The organism is Amycolatopsis keratiniphila subsp. keratiniphila (assembly GCF_001620365.2).
Lineage (GTDB): Bacteria > Actinomycetota > Actinomycetes > Mycobacteriales > Pseudonocardiaceae > Amycolatopsis > Amycolatopsis keratiniphila.
Window position 1 is genome coordinate 371,183 of record NZ_LQMT02000010.1, and the last position, 19,167, is coordinate 390,349.

16 protein-coding genes are annotated in these 19,167 nt (G+C 69.8%); 6 read left to right on the forward strand and 10 right to left on the reverse strand.

Features of this window, described 5'->3' with window-relative positions; translation table 11 throughout:
• Positions 1 to 54 precede the first annotated feature (54 nt).
• From AVR91_RS10000 to AVR91_RS10010, 3 genes are read left to right on the forward strand one after another with little or no spacing between them, the layout of a single operon-like run.
• Positions 55 to 663 (forward strand): DUF6801 domain-containing protein, encoded by a 609-nt coding sequence (locus tag AVR91_RS10000; RefSeq protein WP_063271963.1) that lies wholly within the window; start codon positions 55 to 57, stop codon positions 661 to 663.
• A 29-nt stretch (positions 664 to 692) separates the two neighbouring features.
• A complete protein-coding gene (locus tag AVR91_RS10005; RefSeq protein WP_063271964.1) occupies positions 693 to 1,313 on the forward strand; it encodes a DUF6801 domain-containing protein in 621 nt (206 codons plus the stop codon).
• A gap of 16 nt (positions 1,314 to 1,329) precedes the next feature.
• On the forward strand, positions 1,330 to 2,694 hold the full coding sequence (locus AVR91_RS10010) for a DUF6801 domain-containing protein (RefSeq protein ID WP_063271965.1): 1,365 nt from the start codon (positions 1,330 to 1,332) through the stop codon (positions 2,692 to 2,694).
• A 72-nt stretch (positions 2,695 to 2,766) separates the two neighbouring features.
• On the opposite strand, the gene AVR91_RS10015 is transcribed toward AVR91_RS10010, so the two are convergent.
• The 5 genes from AVR91_RS10015 to AVR91_RS10035 form a co-directional block, all read right to left on the reverse strand.
• Entirely contained in the window at positions 2,767 to 4,038 is a 1,272-nt protein-coding gene (locus tag AVR91_RS10015; protein WP_063271966.1) for a PucR family transcriptional regulator, read from the reverse strand.
• A 220-nt stretch (positions 4,039 to 4,258) separates the two neighbouring features.
• Entirely contained in the window at positions 4,259 to 5,053 is a 795-nt protein-coding gene (locus tag AVR91_RS10020; protein ID WP_063271967.1) for an arginase family protein, read from the reverse strand.
• An 89-nt stretch (positions 5,054 to 5,142) separates the two neighbouring features.
• The gene (locus tag AVR91_RS10025) at positions 5,143 to 8,520 is read right to left on the reverse strand and encodes a pyruvate carboxylase (protein ID WP_063271968.1); all 3,378 of its coding nucleotides are present in this window, start codon (positions 8,518 to 8,520) and stop codon (positions 5,143 to 5,145) included.
• 88 nt (positions 8,521 to 8,608) lie between these two features.
• Positions 8,609 to 9,508 carry a S8 family peptidase gene (locus tag AVR91_RS10030; protein ID WP_063271969.1) on the reverse strand — a complete coding sequence of 300 codons (900 nt, stop codon included), beginning with the start codon at positions 9,506 to 9,508 and terminating at the stop codon, positions 8,609 to 8,611.
• A gap of 69 nt (positions 9,509 to 9,577) precedes the next feature.
• The gene (locus AVR91_RS10035) at positions 9,578 to 10,738 is read right to left on the reverse strand and encodes an erythromycin esterase family protein (RefSeq protein ID WP_063271970.1); all 1,161 of its coding nucleotides are present in this window, start codon (positions 10,736 to 10,738) and stop codon (positions 9,578 to 9,580) included.
• Between the two features lie 31 nt (positions 10,739 to 10,769).
• Here AVR91_RS10035 and AVR91_RS10040 point away from each other — a divergent pair, with 31 nt between their 5' ends.
• Both AVR91_RS10040 and AVR91_RS10045 read left to right on the forward strand, forming a co-directional pair.
• A complete protein-coding gene (locus tag AVR91_RS10040) occupies positions 10,770 to 11,369 on the forward strand; it encodes a TetR/AcrR family transcriptional regulator (protein ID WP_063271971.1) in 600 nt (199 codons plus the stop codon).
• A 234-nt stretch (positions 11,370 to 11,603) separates the two neighbouring features.
• Positions 11,604 to 12,011, forward strand: a complete 408-nt coding sequence (locus AVR91_RS10045; protein ID WP_063271972.1) for a hypothetical protein — start codon at positions 11,604 to 11,606, stop codon at positions 12,009 to 12,011.
• Here AVR91_RS10045 and AVR91_RS10050 read toward each other — a convergent pair.
• The 5 genes from AVR91_RS10050 to AVR91_RS10070 all read right to left on the reverse strand — a co-directional run bounded on the left by AVR91_RS10050 (position 12,001) and on the right by AVR91_RS10070 (position 18,727).
• Positions 12,001 to 12,504: a GNAT family N-acetyltransferase gene (locus AVR91_RS10050; protein WP_063271973.1), complete on the reverse strand. Its 504-nt coding sequence runs from the start codon at positions 12,502 to 12,504 to the stop codon at positions 12,001 to 12,003. The genes AVR91_RS10045 and AVR91_RS10050 overlap by 11 nt on opposite strands.
• 2 nt (positions 12,505 to 12,506) lie before the next feature.
• Positions 12,507 to 14,525 carry a caspase family protein gene (locus tag AVR91_RS10055; RefSeq protein ID WP_063271974.1) on the reverse strand — a complete coding sequence of 673 codons (2,019 nt, stop codon included), beginning with the start codon at positions 14,523 to 14,525 and terminating at the stop codon, positions 12,507 to 12,509.
• Positions 14,522 to 14,902, reverse strand: coding sequence for a hypothetical protein (locus AVR91_RS10060; protein WP_063271975.1), 381 nt, complete (start codon positions 14,900 to 14,902; stop codon positions 14,522 to 14,524). The genes AVR91_RS10055 and AVR91_RS10060 overlap by 4 nt, the downstream gene beginning before the upstream one ends.
• A gap of 83 nt (positions 14,903 to 14,985) precedes the next feature.
• Positions 14,986 to 17,139, reverse strand: a complete 2,154-nt coding sequence (recG, locus tag AVR91_RS10065; protein ID WP_063271976.1) for an ATP-dependent DNA helicase RecG — start codon at positions 17,137 to 17,139, stop codon at positions 14,986 to 14,988.
• 4 nt (positions 17,140 to 17,143) lie between these two features.
• On the reverse strand, positions 17,144 to 18,727 hold the full coding sequence (locus AVR91_RS10070) for a DAK2 domain-containing protein (protein ID WP_063271977.1): 1,584 nt from the start codon (positions 18,725 to 18,727) through the stop codon (positions 17,144 to 17,146).
• A gap of 133 nt (positions 18,728 to 18,860) precedes the next feature.
• Here AVR91_RS10070 and rpmB point away from each other — a divergent pair, with 133 nt between their 5' ends.
• Positions 18,861 to 19,052, forward strand: a complete 192-nt coding sequence (gene rpmB, locus AVR91_RS10075) for a 50S ribosomal protein L28 (protein WP_007031450.1) — start codon at positions 18,861 to 18,863, stop codon at positions 19,050 to 19,052.
• Positions 19,053 to 19,167: the final 115 nt, after the last annotated feature.

A 19,167-nucleotide genomic window follows, 5' to 3' on the forward strand; every position in this document is an offset into this window, starting at 1 on the left:
GGGCGGGGACGCCCGCCCCGCACGGGCCACCTCGCGATCGCGAAAGGAGTACGCATGCGACACGCCCTCGGCAGGTTGGCCGCCGCCGTGACCGCCATCCTCGTGTCCGGCGTCCTCACGGCCCCCACCGCGTCGGCGACGACGGACTACTCCACCAGCACTCTCACCTACTCCTGCAACCTTCCCGGCGTGGGCGTGCAGCCGGTCTACGTCAGGATGTCCTTCCACGGCCCCGATTCCGTGCCGAGCGGTGGCACTTTCACCCCCGCGGACTTCACCGGTTCCCTGACCTTCAACGCCGCGGCCGTCGCACTCTTCAACGCCGGTTTCGACCGGCTCCGCGGCGGACTGGCCGCGCCGATCACCGGGTCGAACGTGCTCCCGCCCCCGGTGAGCACCGTGACCATGAAGCTGCCCGAGGTGCCCGGCCCGTTCGTCGCACCGTTCACGGCGTATCTCTTCGAAGATCCCGGCAGCGCCGTGCTCACCTTCACCGCGGGGACACCCGGCACGGCCGCGCTCGCGCTCGGCTCACCGCTGAGCTTCGCTCTGGAACTCCGCTCGCGGAGCGGCTCATGGACGGCTTGGCAGATTCCCTGCGTCGCACGGATCACGAACCCGCCACAGAACAACTGGTTCGGCCCGTCGATCCTCGTCGACTGAACCACCGGCCAAGGACGAGAGGAACCCTTATGACACAGCGGCTCCGGCGGGCGAGCGGATGCTTCGCCGCCGTGTTCGCGGTGCTCGCCTCGCTCACCGCCGGGACGGCGTCGGCCGCCACCACCCACGCCACCGGCGTGGTCGTCTACATGTGCGGTTTCCCCATGATCGGCCAGCAGCCGCTCGACATCACGGCAAGGTTCGACGGCCCGGGTACGGTGACCACCGCCGGTACGTTCACCCCGGCCGCGATCGCGGGCACCGCGACCTTCAGCGCCATCCACAACGCGACGATCTTCAGCGCGGCCAACTACGACGGAGTCCGCGGCGAGGTCACCGCACCGCTGACCGGCGCGAACCTCACCCCCTCGTCGGCGACCGTGACCGGGCTGGACGTGCCGGAGCAGATCACGCCCTACGTACCCGGGCCACGCACGATCACCTTCGCCCAGGACGCGACCACCACCGTGCCCTCCTTCACCGCGGGAACCCCCGGCTCGGCGACCCTCGCGCTCGGCACCACGTTCAAGCTCGAACTCGATTTCCACAAACGGGACGGCAGCTGGGATCCATGGACGCTCAACTGCACGGTCAAGAACACCAACCCGGCGCAGAACCGGACGTTCGCCCCGTCGATCCCGGTCGTTTGACAGGAGAGGAAGCCAGATGACGCAGCAGGTTCGCCGGACACTCGGGAGGCTTCCCGTACTGGCGGGCGTGATCCTGCTCGCGGGGGTGCACGGGGCGCTCGCCTCGTCGGCGGCGACCGATCCGGCGGCCCCCGCGACGCCGTTGCAGGGCGCCGCGCCCGCACGGCAGACCCTGGCCAACACCTGCGTCTTCGCGGATCCGGTCGGCGAGCGTCCGGTGCCGATGGACGTCCAGGCCACCCTGCCGAAGGTCGTCCCGACCGGAAAACCGTTGCAGATCAAGGACTTCTCCTTGACGTTCACCCTCGCCGAAGGAACGCTGCCCGGCCTGACCGAGGTGGCCGGTGCGGCGACGATCGAACTCACGGCCATCCGCGAGGACAAGAAGAGCCAGGTTCCGATCGCCCTCGAGATCCCGGCGACCAAGGTCCCCGCCGCCGGTGAGCTGAAGCTGGTCGCGAAGGGCAAGGTGCCCGACATCGTGGTGAACCTGCCCGGCGAACTCCGGATCACCACGGGAGCCCCGTCCCTCGCGCTGACCGCCGTACCGGCCTCGGAGACCCCGCTGAAACCGATCACCTGTACGCAGGTGGCCGATCAGGACACCGAACTGGGCAAGGTCACGCTCCTGAAGATGGCCGTCGCGAAACCTGGCCCCGGCAAGCCAGGGCAAAGGCCCGGCCCCACGGCGAAGGCACAGAACGCGGAGGACGAACGGGAGCCGATCTTCGTTCAGCCCTTGCTGCCGTTCGAAACGCAGGGCGTCTCGTCGGTGTCGAAACTGGGCGCCGTCGTCCGGTTGACGCCCTCGTTCATCTTCAACGCGTTCTGGCACGTGTTCATGGAACCGCCACATCGCTTCACCGGCTCCACGGTCATGCCGCCGAGCAAGGTGACGATCCTCGGCTTCGGTTTCGTGCCGATCAACGGGACACTGGAACTCCTTCCCCCCGACTACAAGACGGGCAACAACGTCATCGACGTCGACGGCCAGCTCCACGGGGACACCACGACGACAGCCACCACGCGGCTCGAGGTGTACGGGAAGTTCAAGGACGTGACCGTCAACGGTGTCGCGCTCGACGTCGGTTCGAACTGCATGACCAGCGAACCGATCGTGCTGAACCTGCGCGGGCCGAACTGGGACGTGAGCTACGGCGGCGTACTACGGACGGATCCGAACGACCCCGATCCCGCTTACCGGGGTTTCACCATGCCCACGTTCTCCGGATGCGGGGTCAAGGAAGACCTCGATTCGCTGTTGAGCGGGATGAGTTCGGGGCCGGGGAACCAGGCCTGTGTCGGGGTCAACCAGGTCGGCCTCGACTGGGCCGATGTCCGCAAATGCCCGAACGCCGAACTGCCGGTGGGCCGCCGCTGACGCGTGTCATGAAAGGGTCGTTCAGGACGTTTTTCGTCCTGAACGACCCTTTCATGACATCCAGGCGTGCCCCTACGACCCGCTCGGCGTCCACTGTGGACTCTTGCGCGGCGACGGCAGCACCTCCGGTAACACGTAACCGGCGGGCGCGGCCCCGGCCCGCAGCGCGAGCTCCATCTCGAACCGCGCCCCCGGGTCACGCAGGTGCTCACCGAAGGTCGCCTGCAGCTGCCGCATGCGGTACCGGACGGTCTGCGGATGCACCTGCAGCCGCTCGGCGATCTCGACGACGTTGCCCTGGCTGTCGAGCCACGCGCGGAGGGTTTCGAGCAGCCGTTCCCGCTGTTTCCCGGTCATGTCGGCGAGCGGGGCGAACAGCCGGTCGCGCAGCTGGCAGGTCAGCGCGGCGTCGGCGTTCACGAGCAGGGTGGCGAGATGGTCTTCGGCGCGGATCACGCGGCGGGCCTGGATGATGCCGCGCTCGGAAAGGAGCAGGGCCTCGCGCGCCCAGCGCAGGGAATCGGCGACGGAATCCAGCGGACGGCACGGGCCGATCGACAGCCGGTACTCCGGCAGCGCGGCCTGCAGGGTGGCCAGGCGGGCGATCGAGATCTCGCCGGGGACGAGCAGACGCGGCTCAGCGCAGTCGAGTTCGGCGAGGACGTCCGAATCCACCGCGTTGTGCCGCCGGGGTCTGACGGTCTCGCCGATCGGGTGCAGCACCACCGGGGTGGCGCGGTCGGGCACCGTCCAGCCGGTCAGCTGCGCGAGTTCCGCGATCGCCTTCGACGGCGCGGGCGGGGTCTCCAGCACGAGGTGCAGCAGTTTGCGGCGCCACGTGTCCAGCGCGCCGGCGGTGCGGGCCTTCGCTTCGAGGTACCCGTCCAGCGCGACGGAGGCGAGTTCGTCCATGAACGCGAGCATCGCGTCGGCGAGTTGCGACATCACCGCGGACGAGAGCCCGCTGCGGCGGCCGACGCGCATGATGCGCCGCCACGAGACCCGGGCACCGACCCGGTACGCCGACTGGAGGGTGTCGAGGCTGCGGCCTTCCCGCATCTCGTTCTGCCCCAGCCGATGGTGGACCTCGTGCGACTGTTCCTTGGAGACGGTGGGATCCGCGATCTGGGCGACGAAGAGCGTGATCGCGTACTCGACGCCCGCGCGGATCGACTTGCCGTAGGGCCCGTCGAGCGGGCGCGCGTAGGCGGGGATGGTCGCGCGGATCTCGTCGACGATCTCGTTGGCGAGACTGCCGAGCTCCGGTCGCAAAATGTCGGCGAGTTTGCGGGGAAGTGCCGCGGGAGGCTGCGCAGCGTGTTCGATTCCGCGCTCCACCGACATCGCAGCTCCTTTGCTCCGCCCAGCGTCCTGACATCCCACGATCGTCGTGGGGTGACAACGAACACATCGCGAAGTCGCCCGTGAATGTGTCACCTTTCGCAGAAGAAACCGATTTCTTGTCACCATCGTGACAAAATCACAGGCCATCCCTGAATTTTGATGACAAGTGCCCGGCAAACGCCTCGCGCGGTACGTACGAACGGCCGATGAATACGGAGCGTCACTGCTTCCCGGTGAGCAATTCCCCTAGTACCTCGAGCACGGGCTCCAGCACGCGGACCTCGGTGCCCACGCATTCGGTGATCCCCGCACCGACGACCTCGAAGGCGCTCAGCCCGCGAAGCATCGCCACCAGACGTTCGATCGTCAAGCCACCGGGCTCCGGATAGTTCAGCCCGTCGAACTCCGCCGGGTCGAGCACGTCGAGATCGAGATGGACGTACACCTTGTCCGAACCGGCCAGCCCGGCGGCGACGTCGGCCGTCTCGACGACGAGCCCGCGCTCGACCACGGCCCGCTCGGCGTCGTCGAAGGCCCTCGTCCCCGCGAGGACGACGCGCCCCGGTTCGACCGGCGGGTTCGCGGCGAACTCCGGGTCGCCCTCGCCGAGCAGCGACCGCAGCACCATGCCGTGGAACGCGCCGGACGGCGACGTCTCCGCGGTGTTGAGGTCGGAATGCGCGTCGAACCAGGCGACACCGAGGCCCGGCCCGAAGCGGTAGCGCGCGACGCCGATCGGGATCAGCTCGACTCCGCAGTCCCCGCCGATGGTGAGCACCGGCCCGCCCGGCGCCTCCAGCGCGGCGAGCTGCGCGGCCCGGTTCGCGCCGGTGAGCACCGCGCGGTTGGCGATGCCGTCGACCGCGGGTGAGGTCTCGCGTGTCTGCCGGATGTGGTGCACCGGCACGCCCAGCACGTGACCCGCGAGCTCGGCGAGCGCGACGCAGCCCTCGGGCAACTCCGGCGCCCGCTCGGTCAGTGCGCCCTGGAACTGGGGTACGGCGTTGATCAGCACCCGGTCCAGGCTAGTGGCGGCCGCAAGTCCGTGAAGGCCTCCTTGAGGGACTCTGGGTCCCTCAAGGAGGCCTTCACGGACCGGTACCGCTACTCCAGGACGAGCAGCAGGTCCCCGCCTTCCACCTGCTGGACGGCGTTGATCGCGCGCCGCGACACCTTGCCGCCGGTCGACGCGGTGATCGACGCCTCCATCTTCATCGCCTCGATGGTCGCGACCGTGGCACCCGCCTCGACCTCGTCGCCCTCGGACACCTGCAGCGTGACCACGCCCGCGAACGGCGCGGCGATCTGCTTCGGGTCGCCCTTGGCGGCCTTCTCCGTCGCCGGGATGTCCGACGCGATCGCGGTGTCGCGGACCTGGATCGGGCGCAGCTGGCCGTTGAGCGTGGACATCACCGTGCGCAGACCGCGTTCGTCGGCCTCGCCGATGGCCTCCAGCTCGATCAGCAGCCGGACACCCTGTTCCAGGTCGACCGAGTACTCCTCGCCCGGCCGCAGACCGTAGAAGAAGTCCTTGGACGGCAGGACGGAGGTGTCGCCGTACTGCTCGCGGTGCGCCTCGTAGTCCTTCGTGGGCCCGGGGAACAGCAACCGGTTCAGCGTCCGGCGCCGGTCCTCGGCGAGTCCCTTGCGGTCCTCTTCGGACAGTTCCTGCACCGGCTTCGGCTGCGCCCGGCCTTCGAGGGCCTTGGTGCGGAACGGCTCCGGCCAGCCGCCGGGCGGGTCGCCCAGTTCGCCGCGCAGGAAGCCGATCACCGAGTCGGGGATGTCGAACTTGTTCGGCTCCGCCTCGAAGTCGGACGGCGAGACACCCGCGCCGACGAGGTGCAGCGCGAGGTCACCGACCACTTTGGACGAAGGCGTGACCTTGACCAGATGCCCGAGGATCTTGTCCGCGGCCGCGTACATCGCCTCGATGTCCTCGAACCGCTCGCCGAGGCCAAGCGAAATCGCCTGCGTGCGCAGGTTCGACAGCTGACCGCCCGGGATCTCGTGGTGGTACACCCGCCCGGTCGGCGACGAGAGGCCGGCCTCGAACGGCGCGTAGATCTTGCGCACGCTCTCCCAGTACGGCTCCAGATCACCGATGGCCTGCAGATCCAGCCCGGTCGGCCGGTCCGAGTGATCGGTGGCCGCCACGATCGCGGACAGCGACGGCTGCGACGTCGTGCCGGCCATCGACGCGACGGCACCGTCGACGGCGTCCGCCCCCGCCTGGATCGCGGCGAGGTACGTCGCCAGCTGGCCACCCGCGGTGTCATGCGTGTGGATATGCACCGGAAGGTCGAATTCCTTGCGCAGCGCGGAAACCAGCCGTACCGCCGCCGGCGCCCGCAGCAGGCCCGCCATGTCCTTGATGGCCAGGACGTGCGCCCCCGCGCCGACGATCTGCTCCGCCAGCTTGAGGTAGTAGTCCAGCGTGTACAGCTTTTCGGCCGGGTCCGACAGGTCCGACGTGTAGCAGAGCGCCACCTCGGCCACGGCGGATCCGGTCTCGCGGACGGCTTCGATCGCCGGGCGCATCTGCTCGACGTCGTTGAGCGCGTCGAAGATCCGGAAGATGTCGATCCCGGTCGCCGTCGCCTCCTCGACGAAGGCGTTGGTCACCTCGGTGGGGTACGGCGTGTAGCCGACGGTGTTGCGGCCGCGCAGCAGCATCTGCAGGCAGATGTTCGGCACCGCTTCCCGCAGCTTCGCCAGCCGCTCCCACGGGTCCTCGGCGAGGAACCGCAGCGCGACGTCGTAGGTCGCCCCGCCCCAGCACTCCAGCGAGAGCAGCTGCGGCGTGGTCCGCGCGACGATCGGCGCGACGGCGAGCAGATCCTTCGTCCGCACACGGGTGGCGAGCAGCGACTGGTGCGCGTCGCGGAAGGTGGTGTCGGTGACGCCGATGGTCGGCGACTCCCTCAGCCAGCGGGCGAAGCCTTCCGGGCCCAGTTCGGTGAGCTTCTGCTTCGAGCCGGGCGCCGGTTCGAGGCCCTTGGGCAGCTTCGGCAGTTTGAGCTGCGGGTCGAGGGTGCGCGGGCGCTCGCCGTTCGGCTTGTTGACCGTCTTGTCGGCGAGGTAGGTCAGCAGCCTGGTGCCGCGGTCGGCCGAATGGCGCGCGGTGAGCAGATGCGGGCGCTCCTCGATGAACGACGTCGTGACGCGGCCTTCGCGGAAGTCCGGGTCGTCGAGAACCGCCTGCAGGAACGGGATGTTCGTGGCCACACCGCGGATCCGGAACTCGGCGACGGCGCGGCGGGCGCGGCCCACGGCGGTCTTGAAGTCGCGGCCGCGGCAGCTGAGCTTCACCAGCAGAGAGTCGAAGTGCGCGCTGATCTCGGTGCCGGCGAACGCCGTCCCACCGTCGAGGCGGATACCGGAACCGCCGGGCGAACGGTACGCGCTGATCATCCCGGTGTCCGGGCGGAAGCCGTTGGCGGGATCCTCGGTGGTGATGCGGCACTGCAGCGCGGCACCGCGCAGGTACACCGTGTCCTGCGACAGGCCGAGGTCGTCGAGGGTCTCGCCGGAGGCGATGCGCAGCTGCGACTGGACGAGGTCGACGTCGGTGACCTCCTCGGTCACCGTGTGCTCGACCTGGATGCGCGGGTTCATCTCGATGAAGACGTGGTTGCCGTCCCGGTCGAGCAGGAACTCGACGGTGCCGGCGTTGCGGTAACCGATCTGGCGGGCGAACTTCACCGCGTCGGCGCAGATCCGGTCCCGCAGTTCCGACGGCAGGTTCGGCGCCGGGGCCAGCTCGACGACCTTCTGGTGCCGCCGCTGGACCGAGCAGTCGCGCTCGTAGAGGTGGATCACGTTGCCCGCGCCGTCGGCGAGGATCTGGACCTCGATGTGGCGCGGCTCGACGACGGCCTTCTCGATGAACACCGTCGGGTCGCCGAAGGCCGACTCGGCCTCGCGGGCGGCGGCCTCGATGGACTCGCGCAGCTGCGCGGGGTCCTGGACGCGGCGCATACCGCGCCCGCCACCGCCGGCGACCGCCTTGACGAACACCGGGAAGCCGATCTCCTCGGCGGCGGCGATCAGCGCGTCGACGTCGGAGGACGGTTCGGAAGAACCCAGCACCGGCACACCGGCGTCACGGGCGGCCTTGACCGCGCGGGCCTTGTTGCCGGTCAGTTCGAGGATGTCCGCGCTCGGTCCGACGAAGGTGATGCCTTCGTCCTCGCACGCGCGCGCGAGGTCCGGGTTCTCGGAGAGGAAGCCGTAGCCGGGGTAAACGGCGTCGGCGCCCGCCTTCTTGGCGGCCGCCACGATTTCCTCGACCGACAGATAGGCCCGCACCGGGTGACCGGGTTCGCCGATCTCGTAGGCCTCGTCGGCCTTCAGCCGGTGGAGCGAATTGCGGTCTTCGTGCGGGAACACAGCCACCGTGCCCGCGCCGAGCTCGAATCCGGCGCGGAACGCGCGGATGGCGATCTCACCCCGGTTGGCGACCAGTACCTTGCGGAACATGCCGGTCCTTCCCATCATCGGATCGGTAGGTGAGGCACGTTACCTGCTTGCTCCCGCAGGGCGGGAGTTGTTGCCCAGGTGATGGACATCATTCCCGGCTGAGTTGCGCTCCGGGACTCTGCAGCAACCGGTTCGCGGTGCCCTCGTGGACCCCGGTCAGCACGTCGACCGAGGCGAGGTCGACGAGTGCTTTCGCGACGTCCGGCGCCGGCGCGTCCGGGTGCAGGGCGCGGTACAGCGCGGCCACCCCGGCGACGTGCGCGGCGGCCGACGACGTGCCGCTGAGCACCCGGCCACCGCTCCCGCCGACGTTGGGTCCCGGCACGTCGACGCCGGGCGCGAACAGGTCGACGACCTCACCGTAGTTCGACGTCGACCCGACCTGGTCACTGGCGTCGGTCGAGCCGACGGTGAGCGCTTCGGTGACCCGGCCGGGTGAGAACTTCCCCGCGTCGGTGGCCTCGCCGCCCGCCGGTAGCGCGATCGGGACGACCGCCGCGAGTGCCCGGACGGCGGCGTCGAGCTGGTCGTTGGCCGCGCCGCCGATACCGAGGACGGCGACGGCGGGCTGCTGGGCGTTCTGCGTCACCCAGTCGATACCCGCGATGATCTTGTCCGTCGCGCCGCCGCCCTGTGCGTCGATCACCCGGACCGGGACGATCTGCGCGGCCTTCGCGACGCCGAAGGTCCTCGAAGCGGCGACACCGGCCAGGTACGTGCCGTGACCGTTGGTGTCGGTGGTGTCCGTGCCGCCGTTCAGGAAGTCCTTACCGGGTTTGACGCGGCCGCCGAAATCCGGATGCGCCGCGTCGACCCCGCTGTCGATCACGTAGACGGTGACGTCCTTGGCGTCGGTCTCGTAGTGGTAGAGCTGATCGAGGCCGGTTCGCTGGTCGATCCGGTCCAGCCCCCAGTTCGGCGGGTTCTGCTGGACTTCCGTCGCGGAGGCGGGCTGCGCCACCAGTACGAGGAGCGCCAGCGCGGCCATGATCCGTACCAGTCGAATGATCATGCCTTGGCTCTACGCCTGTGCCTGCGGGGCGGCAACCCCGGAGTGTCACCCGTTCGACTGGTCTTGGCCGACGTGGGCGCTGACCGTCGATTTCGGGAAGCAGACCAGCGCGTCGAACGCCTCCACGACGTCGACGGGGTTGAACAGGTGCGCGTGCCGGATGCTCTGGGGTCCCTCGGTGCCGCGCCGCGCGCGGAGGTCCACCAGGCCGGGGCCCTCGGTCTCGACGCTGCCGTCCACCGGTGCTTCGAGGTCTTGGCGGTACACGGTGAACCCGAGCCGCGCGGTCGCGTCCGGCTTGAGCCCGGTGGTCTCGCCTTCGGCCGCGGTGAGCCCGAGCGCGAAGTAGTCTTCGCCGAATTCCGCGGCCAGGTGCGTACCGGCCGACGGCGAGGTGAGGCCGGGGAACGGCGAGAACGGCACGCGCTGGAGGTGTCCGTTGTGGAGCATCACGACGATCTTCGTGTCGTCACCGTGAAGCCGCCTGATCAGCCGGACGGTGTCGGCCATGTACGCGTCGCGCGAACCGCTCTGCCGGGCGGGCGCGTCGCCGGACATCATCGCGGCGACCTCGGCGAGGTACGCGTCGACGCGCAGCGCGCCTTCGACGTGATGCTCCGCGACCGTGGTGTCCCCGTAGACGGGACGCAGCGAGGTGAGGTGCGTTTTGAGCCGCGTGAGCGCCGCGGTCGCTTTGTCCTTGGTCGCGTCGTCGAGGGCGGCGTACTTGGCGGGTGCGTCCGCGCTGCTGACCGACGCGTAAACCTTCGTCGCCTCGATGGCCGCGTCGACCAGGCCCGTGGCATTCTCGTCCACTGTGGACAGATAAGCGCGGACGGCGTCGAGCGACGGCACCGGCGAGCCCGCGGAACTCGGTACGTCGAGGCCGTAGTACGCGACGTCGCCCCGTTCACGGAGCCACGTCAGCATTTCGTGCGCCTCGGGCGACTCCCCGAGCGAGAACGTGAAGCCGTCGCGGCCGATGTCGGCGACGTCCCCAGGGGCGCCCTTCAGCCAGTCTTCGACGAGCTTCCCTTCGGCGAATCCGGATTCGAACGCCACGACGCGGAAGCCGTGCCGCTCGACGAGGTGGCGGAGCAAACGATTGCGCAGGTCGCCGAACTCGTGGATGTGGTGGTTGTTCTCACCGATGGCGACGATCCTGGCGTCCCCGATGAGTTCGGCGATCTTCGCTGGGTCTGACATACTGGCCACACTAACGCAACAGGAGTAGCAATTGGCAACCTCCGGTACCCAGCGGCCCGGCGGCCGGACCGAGCGCACGCGCCAGGCCGTCCTGCACGCCACCCTCGATCTGCTGGCCGAACGCGGGTTCGGCGAACTGACCGTGGAAGCGGTCGCCGAGCGGTCCGGCGTGCACAAGACCACGGTGTACCGGCGCTGGTCCTCCCCGGACGGGCTCGTCGCCGCCGCGCTGCAGATGGGCGCGGAGGACGACTGGAAGGCACCCGACACCGGGTCGCTCGAAGACGACCTGTACGAGGTGGCCGCCGAGGTGGTGCGGTACTTCACCGAGCCCGCGCTGAAGGAGCTGCCGACGGCGTCGGTACTGGCGGCGTTCCAATCGCCGCAAGCGGCCGAGGCGCTGCACGACTTCTACGCCGACCGGCACGTGCGCATGGCCCCGATCGCGGAACGGGCCGTCGCGCGGGGCGAGATCCCCTCCGGCACGGATGGCGACGAACTGGTGCGGGCGGTGTGCGGGCCGATCTTCTACCGGCTCTTCCTGTCGCGGGAAAGTGTCACGGTGGCGGAGGCGCGGGTGACCGCGCGGGCGGTGGCGGTCGCGGCGCGGGAGGGCGCCTTCACGGGCTAGGCACCAAGCGCGGCGTGATTGAAGGCGTGACTCGCGTGATCAGGGACGTAACTCGCGTGATTGGATGCCGCACTCGCGTGTTCCGCCTCTGATCACGCGAGTTCCGGCTTCAATCACGCGAGTTCCGCCTTCGATCACGTGAGGGCGGTGTCACGAGCTGAGGACAGTTTTACCGTCAGCGCCGGGAAATTTCGGGGTCAGACTGGGCTCTCCGTGCCACGAGAGGGGACCGTCATGACCGGGGAAGTCCGGAACCTGCCGCGGGAGATGCCGCGCCAGCTCAAGATCGTCCGTGTTTTCCTTTGGGTGCAAGCGGTCCTCAACGTCCTCGTCAGCGTGCTCGTGACCGCCCTCGCGATCAACGAACTCGACCACGGCAACGAGGAAGCCGGCCTCGCCCTGGCGCTGGCGATCCTCGGTTTCGTCGTCGCCGTGGTGCTGATCGCTTGCGCGATAAGGATTTCCCACGGTTCGCCCTGGGTGCGGCCGACGGTCATCGTGGTGGAGGGGCTGGCCGTCGTCATGGGCCTGGTCAGCCTGGTCAACGGCGGGGCGCTCACGCAGCTGATCGGGATGGGCATCGCCGTCGGCATCATCGTCACCCTCAACAAACCCGAGGAAAGCGCCTGGTTCAAGCGCTGACGAGGTCGATCCGGTAGCGCACTTCGGAAAGCGGGACGTCCTCGCCGGGCATGGTGTCGGTCTTCGTCGCCCCGTCCGGGGCCCACCCTCCGGCCGCGTAGAACCGCTGGGCGCGTTCGTTGGTCTCGAGCACCCAGAGCGTCGCCTCGCGGTGCCCCGACTCCCGCAGCGTGGCGACGGCGTTGTCAAGCAGCACCCTGCCCAGTCCCGTGCCCCAGCGCGCCGGTTCGAGGTAGATCGCACGCAGTTCCCCGCGGATCCGGTCGACGGCGGTGAAGCCGAGGACCGTTCCGTCTTCGACCAGGACCAGGATGTCGCCCCGGTGGGCTGGATCGGCGAGCGTCCGCTGCCAGCGGGCGGCCCGCCCCTCGACGGAAAGATCGCGAAGGTAGAGCTCGGGCAGCAGGCCCTGATACGCCGACTGCCACGACCGCACGTTCACCTCCGCGATGGGCCAGGCGTCCTCGACGGTCGCGAGGCGGATCGTGGCCATCGTCAGCCCTCCATCCTGCGGGCGGCGAAGCCGGTCACGACGGCCAGCGCGAGCACCGCCCCCAGCGCGATCCCCCAGCCGGCGCCGGTGACGCTCGAACTGCTCGGAATCGCGTGGGCGAGGATGCTCACCATGACGATGCCGCCTCCGGCCACCCCACCGAGGAAGGCGACCCCGAAGGCCGCCGGCCGCAGGAGCGCGCCGAGCAGCGTCCCGATCAGGAGTACCACCGAGACCACGAGGTAGATCGCGGCTTCGTCGGCCCGGCTCGACGAGTAGCCGAGCAGTTCGACGGCCTCCGCCACCAACCCTGCCGCACATCCGGCCCCGGCCGCGAGGGCGGCGATGGCGAATCCGTCCCTCGGCTTGCCGAGCCCGAGGCGGAAGCTCCGGTCACGCCGCACCGCGATCAGCGCGCAGACGGCCCCCGCGAGCAGGCAACCGTCGGTCAGCACGAGCAGCGCCGAGCCGAACGGGATCGCCGAAAGGAGTGCGAGTCCGCACAGCGCTCCCGGCCCCGCCATCCGGCGGGTCTTCGGCAAGAGCATCAGGATCCCCGCCACGGTCGCGAAGACACCGAGCGGTACGACCGTCCAGCCGCCGTCTTCGAAGAACTCCTCCATGCTGTCGCTGAGCGCGAAACCGATGGGCACGAGGTACACCGCGGCCACGAACGCCAGCACGCTCGCGGCGATGTCGAACGGCTCGAACTTCGGCGGCGGAGCCGCGGTTTCGACCAGCGGCACGGGCTCCGGGCGCGACACCGGCGTTGGCGCGGGTTCCGCGACGACCTGACCTTCGACGCGCACCACGATCTCGCCGGTCGGTCCGGTCACCGTGATCCGCCCGTCGAACGCCCCGAGTTCCGACAACTCCAGGGCAACCTCGGCGCCGTCGCCGTCTTCGGTCACTCGCAGCCAGGAATGCGACGAGGTGAAGTGGCACGCCCGCGCGATCGGCGGCCCGGCCAGCCGGACGCGGGCCACCGGCCGCGTTCCCCGGACCACCTCGCCGAACCGGACCACTTCGGCTTCGGCCCGCACCCGCGCTTCCCGCCGCGCCAGGTCGGCGGCCTCGGCGATATGCCGGATGTCGGTCTGCGCCATCGTGGTGAGGACTTCGTGCGCCCCGATGGCGACCGACAGGTTCTCGCTCGTCAGCCGTCGCTGGAGCTCGGTCACCGCGCCGAGGCGGGTGAACATGTTGGGATCCTCGCTCGCCGCGCGCAGATCGGCCGGGACCGGCGACGGTTTGATCCGGCGGCGCCTGCTCCTGGCCAGGTACAGCTCGCCCTGCATCTCGATGTCGCGGCTGGGCGTCTGGTTCGGATTCCGCTCGCGCACGCTGTCGAACAGATAGTCGTAGAGCTCGCCGAGCGCGATCCAGCCGTCCTCGTCGCGGTCCGCGTCGCCCGTCCGCAGCCCCTCGACGAGCGCCGAGGTGAACACCGACGGCCGCGCGTGGCCGTCGGCGAGATGATCGCCCTCGAAGGCGTACTCGATGGAGTTCGACGCGGTGATCACCGCCCGGCCGCGGCCGCCGAAACCCCCGCCGGGAAACGCGTCGAGCACATTGGCCTCGCCGGTGGCGCGCACGGCCACGCCTTGGCTGAAAGCGCCGCCGTAGCAGCAGTCCAGCAGAAGGACGATGCTCCGCGACCGGCTCATCCGCATGCAGCGCTGGACGAAGTCGGCGGGGACGGCGGTCGACGCCAGCCGTTCCGGCCGGGTGTTGCGGGCGGCGAAGAACAGCTCACCCGACTCGCTTTTCAAGCCATGGCAGGAGAAATGCACCAGCAGGACGTCGTCCGGCGCGCTGTCGGCGAACAGATCCTCGACCCGGCCCGCGATCACGTGCGCCGTCTCGTCGCGTACCACCCGGACGTCGAACTCGCTGACGGCCCGGTCGGCGAGGACCTCGGCGAGCGCTTCGGCGTCGGCGGCCGGGGACCGCAGCGCGCTCAGCCCGGCGTTGTCGTACTCCCCGTTGGCGATGATCAGGGCCCGCCGCTCGCCGGTCATGACGGCGAATGCCTGCTCACGAAGAGGTCGACGAGCTTGTCCTGATCGGTGAGCGACGCTTCGGACAGCTCCAGCACGTCGCCGTCGATCTCCAGCCGGATCGTGCGCTTCACCCGTCCACCGCGCGAAAGCCATTCCCGTACGGCCGCCACCACCGAGCGCAGACCTTCGGCGGACTTCCCCAGCGTGACCAGCAGGCCGCCGGCCGTCGCCACGTCGAAGCCCCGCGAACCGGGTGGCGCCTCACCGGCGGGCAACGCCTTGACGTCGGCGACCCCGCGTTCGATCAGTTCCCCTCGGAGGTACCCGGCGAGCTGGTCGACCCGTTCCGCGTCGGCCCCGTCCTCACCGAGCCGGATCCGCACCGCTGCTGTCATCCCGGCCTCCCTCGCCCGTACGGATCGAGGAAAACCCCTGCACCCGTCCGGCGGCAAGGTCCGATCGGGCACAGATGTTCACGTCAGCTTTTTTCCAGGTACTCCACGCGATCTTCGTCGACGACGTCGGCGATCATATGTGCCAGCCCCAAGTAATTCCCCAAAGCCGGGTCCTTTTCGACGATTTCCGACGCGCGGGCCCTCGCCTCGGCGATGACCTCTTCGTCCTGCAGCAACGACAGCAGCTTCAGCGTCGACTTCTTCCCCGACTGCGCGGCACCGAGGATGTCGCCCTCGCGGCGCAGCTCCAGGTCCATTCTGGACAGTTCGAAACCGTCCGTCGTGGACTCGACGGCGGCGAGCCGCTCACGGGTGGTCGTCCCGTCCAGGGCTTCGGTGACCAGCAGGCACAGCCCCGGCACGCTGCCCCGGCCGACACGGCCGCGCAACTGGTGCAGCTGGCTGATGCCGAAGCGGTCGGCATCCATGATCACCATCGCGGTCGCGTTCGGCACGTTCACGCCGACCTCGATCACCGTGGTGGCGACGAGCACGTCCAGGTCCCCCTTGGAAAACGCCTGCATCACGGCGTCCTTGTCGTCGGAGGGCATCCGGCCGTGCAGGGCGCCGATCTTCAGCCCCTTCAACGGTCCTTCGGCCAGCTCTGGCGCCACGTCGAGGACGGCGAGCGCCGGCCGCTTGTCGCCCTTGTCCGACGCCGGTTCGTCACCGATGCGCGGGCAGACGATGTACGCCTGGTGTCCCTTGCCGCATTCCTCACGGACCCGCTGCCACGCCCGGTCCAGCCACGCGGGCCGCTCCGCGACCGGCACCACCGACGTCTTGATCGGCGACCGGCCGACCGGCATCACGCGCAGCGCGGACGTCTCCAGATCGCCGTAGACGGTCATCGCGACCGTGCGCGGGATGGGGGTCGCGGTCATGACGAGGACGTGCGGGCTGGTCTCGTCGGAACCGCGGGACCGCAGCGCGTCCCGCTGCTCCACGCCGAAGCGGTGCTGTTCGTCGACCACGACCAGGCCGAGATCCGCGAAGGAAACCGTGTCCTGGATGAGCGCGTGCGTGCCGACGATGATCCCGGCCTCGCCGCTGACCGTCTCCAGCAACGCCTTCTTGCGTTCCTTGGCGCCCATCGACCCGGTCAGCAGGGTCACCCGCGTCGCGTTCTCCGCGCCGCCGAGTTCGCCCGCCTGCCCGAGGTCGCCGAGCATCTCGCGCAGCGACCGGGCGTGCTGCGCGGCGAGGACCTCCGTCGGCGCGAGCATCGCCGCCTGCCGTCCGGAATCGACGACCTGCAGCATGGCCCGCAACGCGACCACGGTCTTGCCGGAACCGACCTCGCCCTGCAGCAGCCGGTTCATCGGATGCTCGGTGGACAGATCGCGGGCGATCTCGTCACCGATCTCCTGCTGGCCCGACGTCAGCGCGAACGGGAGCCGCTTGTCGAAGGCGTCGAGGATGCCGTCGTCCTTGTGCGGACAGGCTTTCGCGGGCCGCGACACCAGGGAATGCCGTCGCTGCGCGAAAATCAGCTGCACCGCCATGGCCTCGTCCCATTTGAGCCGGCGGCGCGCGGAGTTCAGCGCGTCCCAGCCCGACGGGCGGTGGATACCACGCAGCGCGCTTTCCAGGCTGGGCAGACCGTATTGCGCGAGCAGCTCGATCGGCATCGGGTCCTCGTCGACCTCCAGCACGTCGAGCACCTGCCGCACGGCCTTGGCGATCACCCAGGTCGGGATCCCCTGCGCCGCCGGGTACACCGGGATGATCTCGGCGAGGAAGTCGTCCATCGCCTCGGCCTGCCGGTCGGCGTCGAACAGTTCGTACTCGGGGTTCGCCAGCTGCAGGACGTCGCGGAAGGCGGTGACCTTGCCCGCGAAAAGCCCGTTCTTGCCGGGCACGAGTTCCTTCTCCCGCCAGGCCTGGTTGAAGAAGGTGCACTGCAGGCGGCGTTTGCCGTCGGTGATCACCATTTCGAGCAGGGTGCCGTTGCGTGCCTTCATCCGGCGCTTGTTGACCCGCTCGATCCGCGCCATCACGGTGGCGTGTTCGCCGAGTTCGAGCCCGGCGATGTCGGTGAGCTGCCCGCGCTCGGCGTAGCGGCGGGGGTAGTGGCGCAGGAGGTCGCTGACCGTCTCGATCTTGAGGCCCTTGGCGAGGGCCTTCGCCGTCGCCGCGCCCACGACCAGCTTGAGGTCCGCGCGCAGGTTGGTCATGCGGTCACTCCACCCCCATCAGCAGCACGGCGTCGGTTTGGCCGCCCGCGTAACTCGTCACTTCGACCTCGGGATGCTCCAGGCGGAGCTGATCGGCCAGCTCACCCGGCAGCCGGACCGGCGCGTCCACGCCGGTCAGCACGGTGACCAGTTCGCCGCCGAGGGCCAGCATCCGGTTCAGCACGCCGACCGCAGCCGCGACCAGGCTCGTCTCCGAGGCGGGCGCGGGCTCGATCAGCACGACCTCGCCGTCGACGAGGCCGACGACGTCACCGGCCTGCGCCCGGCCCACCCAGGTTAGCGACTCCTCCTGCGCGATCCGCAGTTCGCCACGCCTGGTCGCGGCCGCCGCTTCGGCCATCGCGACCACGTCGTCGTTGGTGCGGCGGTCCTTGTCGTGGACGGCCAGCGCGGCGAGCACCTGGACGGGTGACACGCACGGGATGACGACGACGTCGCGATCCGCCGCCATCGCGTGCCCGGCCGCCGCGTCGGCCGCAGCGGTCAGCCGCTGACCGCCGGGAAGGACGGTGACGTGATGGCCGGCGGCCTCGTTGATCAGGCCCAGCATCTCCTCGACCGTCGGCGAGGCCCCGGGCGGGACCGACAGCACCGCGACCCCCTCGGCACGCAGTAGCTCGGCGAGCGGCCCGCCGTGGACCACCGCGACCACCGACCGGTCGATCCCGCCGCCGACCTCGACCGGGGTGGGCGTGATCAGCGGCTCGACCCGGACCCGGCGGGGACGGCCGAGCTCGATCCCGGCCTCCAGCGCCGCGCCGATGTCCGCGCAATGGACATGGACGGCGTACGCGCCCGCGCCGTCCCCGGCGACCGTGACGCTGTCGCCGAGGCCGCTGAGGGTCTTGCGAAGCCCGGGAAGGCTGCCTTCGTCGACGCCGTCGAGCAGGTACATGACCTCCCACGCGGTCGGTGCGTCGATCATGTGATGGTGATGCGCTTCGAGCGGGTGTTCCGGCTCGGTGAGGCCGCCGGAGATCACGCCGTGCAGGGCGTCGAGGACCGCGACCAGGCCGCGGGCACCCGCGTCGACCACCCCGGCGACCGCCAGGACGGGCAGCTGCTTCGGGGTCTCTTCGAGCGCTTCGGCGGCGACACTCGCCGCTTCGGCAGCCACCTCTTCGAGTGAGCCCGTCGCGTCGCGGACGGTCGCGGCGACGGTGTGGAGGACGGTCAGGATGGTCCCGGCCACCGGACGGCTCACCGCACCCGTGGCGGCCCGGTCCGCGCAGCCGAGCGCCTCCGCGAGCCCGGGCCCGTCGAGCTCCCTGGCGGCCGCCGACTCGGCGATCCCGCGCACTACCTGCGACATGATCACGCCGGAGTTGCCCTTGGCCGCCGCGACCGCGCCCTTGGCGAACGCCGCCAGCGCCTCGGCGGTCGTCGCGGGCTCGGCCTCCGCCAGCGCGTCGCGGGCCGCGGTCATGGTGAACAGCAGGTTGGAGCCGGTGTCGGAGTCGGCGACCGGGTAGACGTTGATGCCGTCGATCGACGGCCGCAGCACCGCCAAGCTGTGCACACAGGCCGCGGACCAAGCCGAGACCGCCGCCACGTCCAGCACCCGCACGCCGTAACCTCCTACCTGTTCCAGCGAGGGTATCGACCCGGTGCCGGAGGGCTCTGAGCCACTGGTTACTATGGTCGAGTTGCCCAGCATGCTGGGCGCGTCATTCTTTGTCCCAGATCCAGAGGAGTTCGACGTGGCTGCCGTGTGCGACGTCTGTGGCAAGGGACCGGGCTTTGGCAAGTCGGTCTCGCACTCCCACCGGCGTACCAACCGCCGGTGGAACCCGAACATCCAGACCGTTCACGCCAAGATCGGTCTGTCCCAGCGCAAGCGCCTGAACGCCTGCACCTCGTGCATCAAGGCGGGCAAGGTCGTTCGCGGCTGAGCCGGGTTTTTGGGGAATGGCGGGTGCTCTTCGGAGCACCCGCCATTTTTTTGTGCTCCGGGGTGGGGCGACGTCGTGAGTGGCGATTCGGGTTAGAACCCGAATCGCCACTCAC

What these genes read in the sequence shown, in the direction of transcription:
- AVR91_RS10000 (WP_063271963.1), top strand. Translation starts at nt 55, where the DNA reads ATGCGACACGCCCTCGGCAGGTTGGCCGCCGCCGTGACCGCCATCCTC.
- AVR91_RS10005 (WP_063271964.1), top strand. Translation starts at nt 693, where the DNA reads ATGACACAGCGGCTCCGGCGGGCGAGCGGATGCTTCGCCGCCGTGTTC.
- AVR91_RS10010 (WP_063271965.1), top strand. Translation starts at nt 1,330, where the DNA reads ATGACGCAGCAGGTTCGCCGGACACTCGGGAGGCTTCCCGTACTGGCG.
- AVR91_RS10015 (WP_063271966.1), bottom strand. Translation starts at nt 4,038, where the DNA reads ATGTCGGTGGAGCGCGGAATCGAACACGCTGCGCAGCCTCCCGCGGCA.
- AVR91_RS10025 (WP_063271968.1), bottom strand. Translation starts at nt 8,520, where the DNA reads ATGTTCCGCAAGGTACTGGTCGCCAACCGGGGTGAGATCGCCATCCGC.
- AVR91_RS10030 (WP_063271969.1), bottom strand. Translation starts at nt 9,508, where the DNA reads ATGGCCGCGCTGGCGCTCCTCGTACTGGTGGCGCAGCCCGCCTCCGCG.
- AVR91_RS10035 (WP_063271970.1), bottom strand. Translation starts at nt 10,738, where the DNA reads ATGTCAGACCCAGCGAAGATCGCCGAACTCATCGGGGACGCCAGGATC.
- AVR91_RS10045 (WP_063271972.1), top strand. Translation starts at nt 11,604, where the DNA reads ATGACCGGGGAAGTCCGGAACCTGCCGCGGGAGATGCCGCGCCAGCTC.
- AVR91_RS10050 (WP_063271973.1), bottom strand. Translation starts at nt 12,504, where the DNA reads ATGGCCACGATCCGCCTCGCGACCGTCGAGGACGCCTGGCCCATCGCG.
- AVR91_RS10055 (WP_063271974.1), bottom strand. Translation starts at nt 14,525, where the DNA reads ATGACCGGCGAGCGGCGGGCCCTGATCATCGCCAACGGGGAGTACGAC.
- AVR91_RS10060 (WP_063271975.1), bottom strand. Translation starts at nt 14,902, where the DNA reads ATGACAGCAGCGGTGCGGATCCGGCTCGGTGAGGACGGGGCCGACGCG.
- recG (WP_063271976.1), bottom strand. Translation starts at nt 17,139, where the DNA reads ATGACCAACCTGCGCGCGGACCTCAAGCTGGTCGTGGGCGCGGCGACG.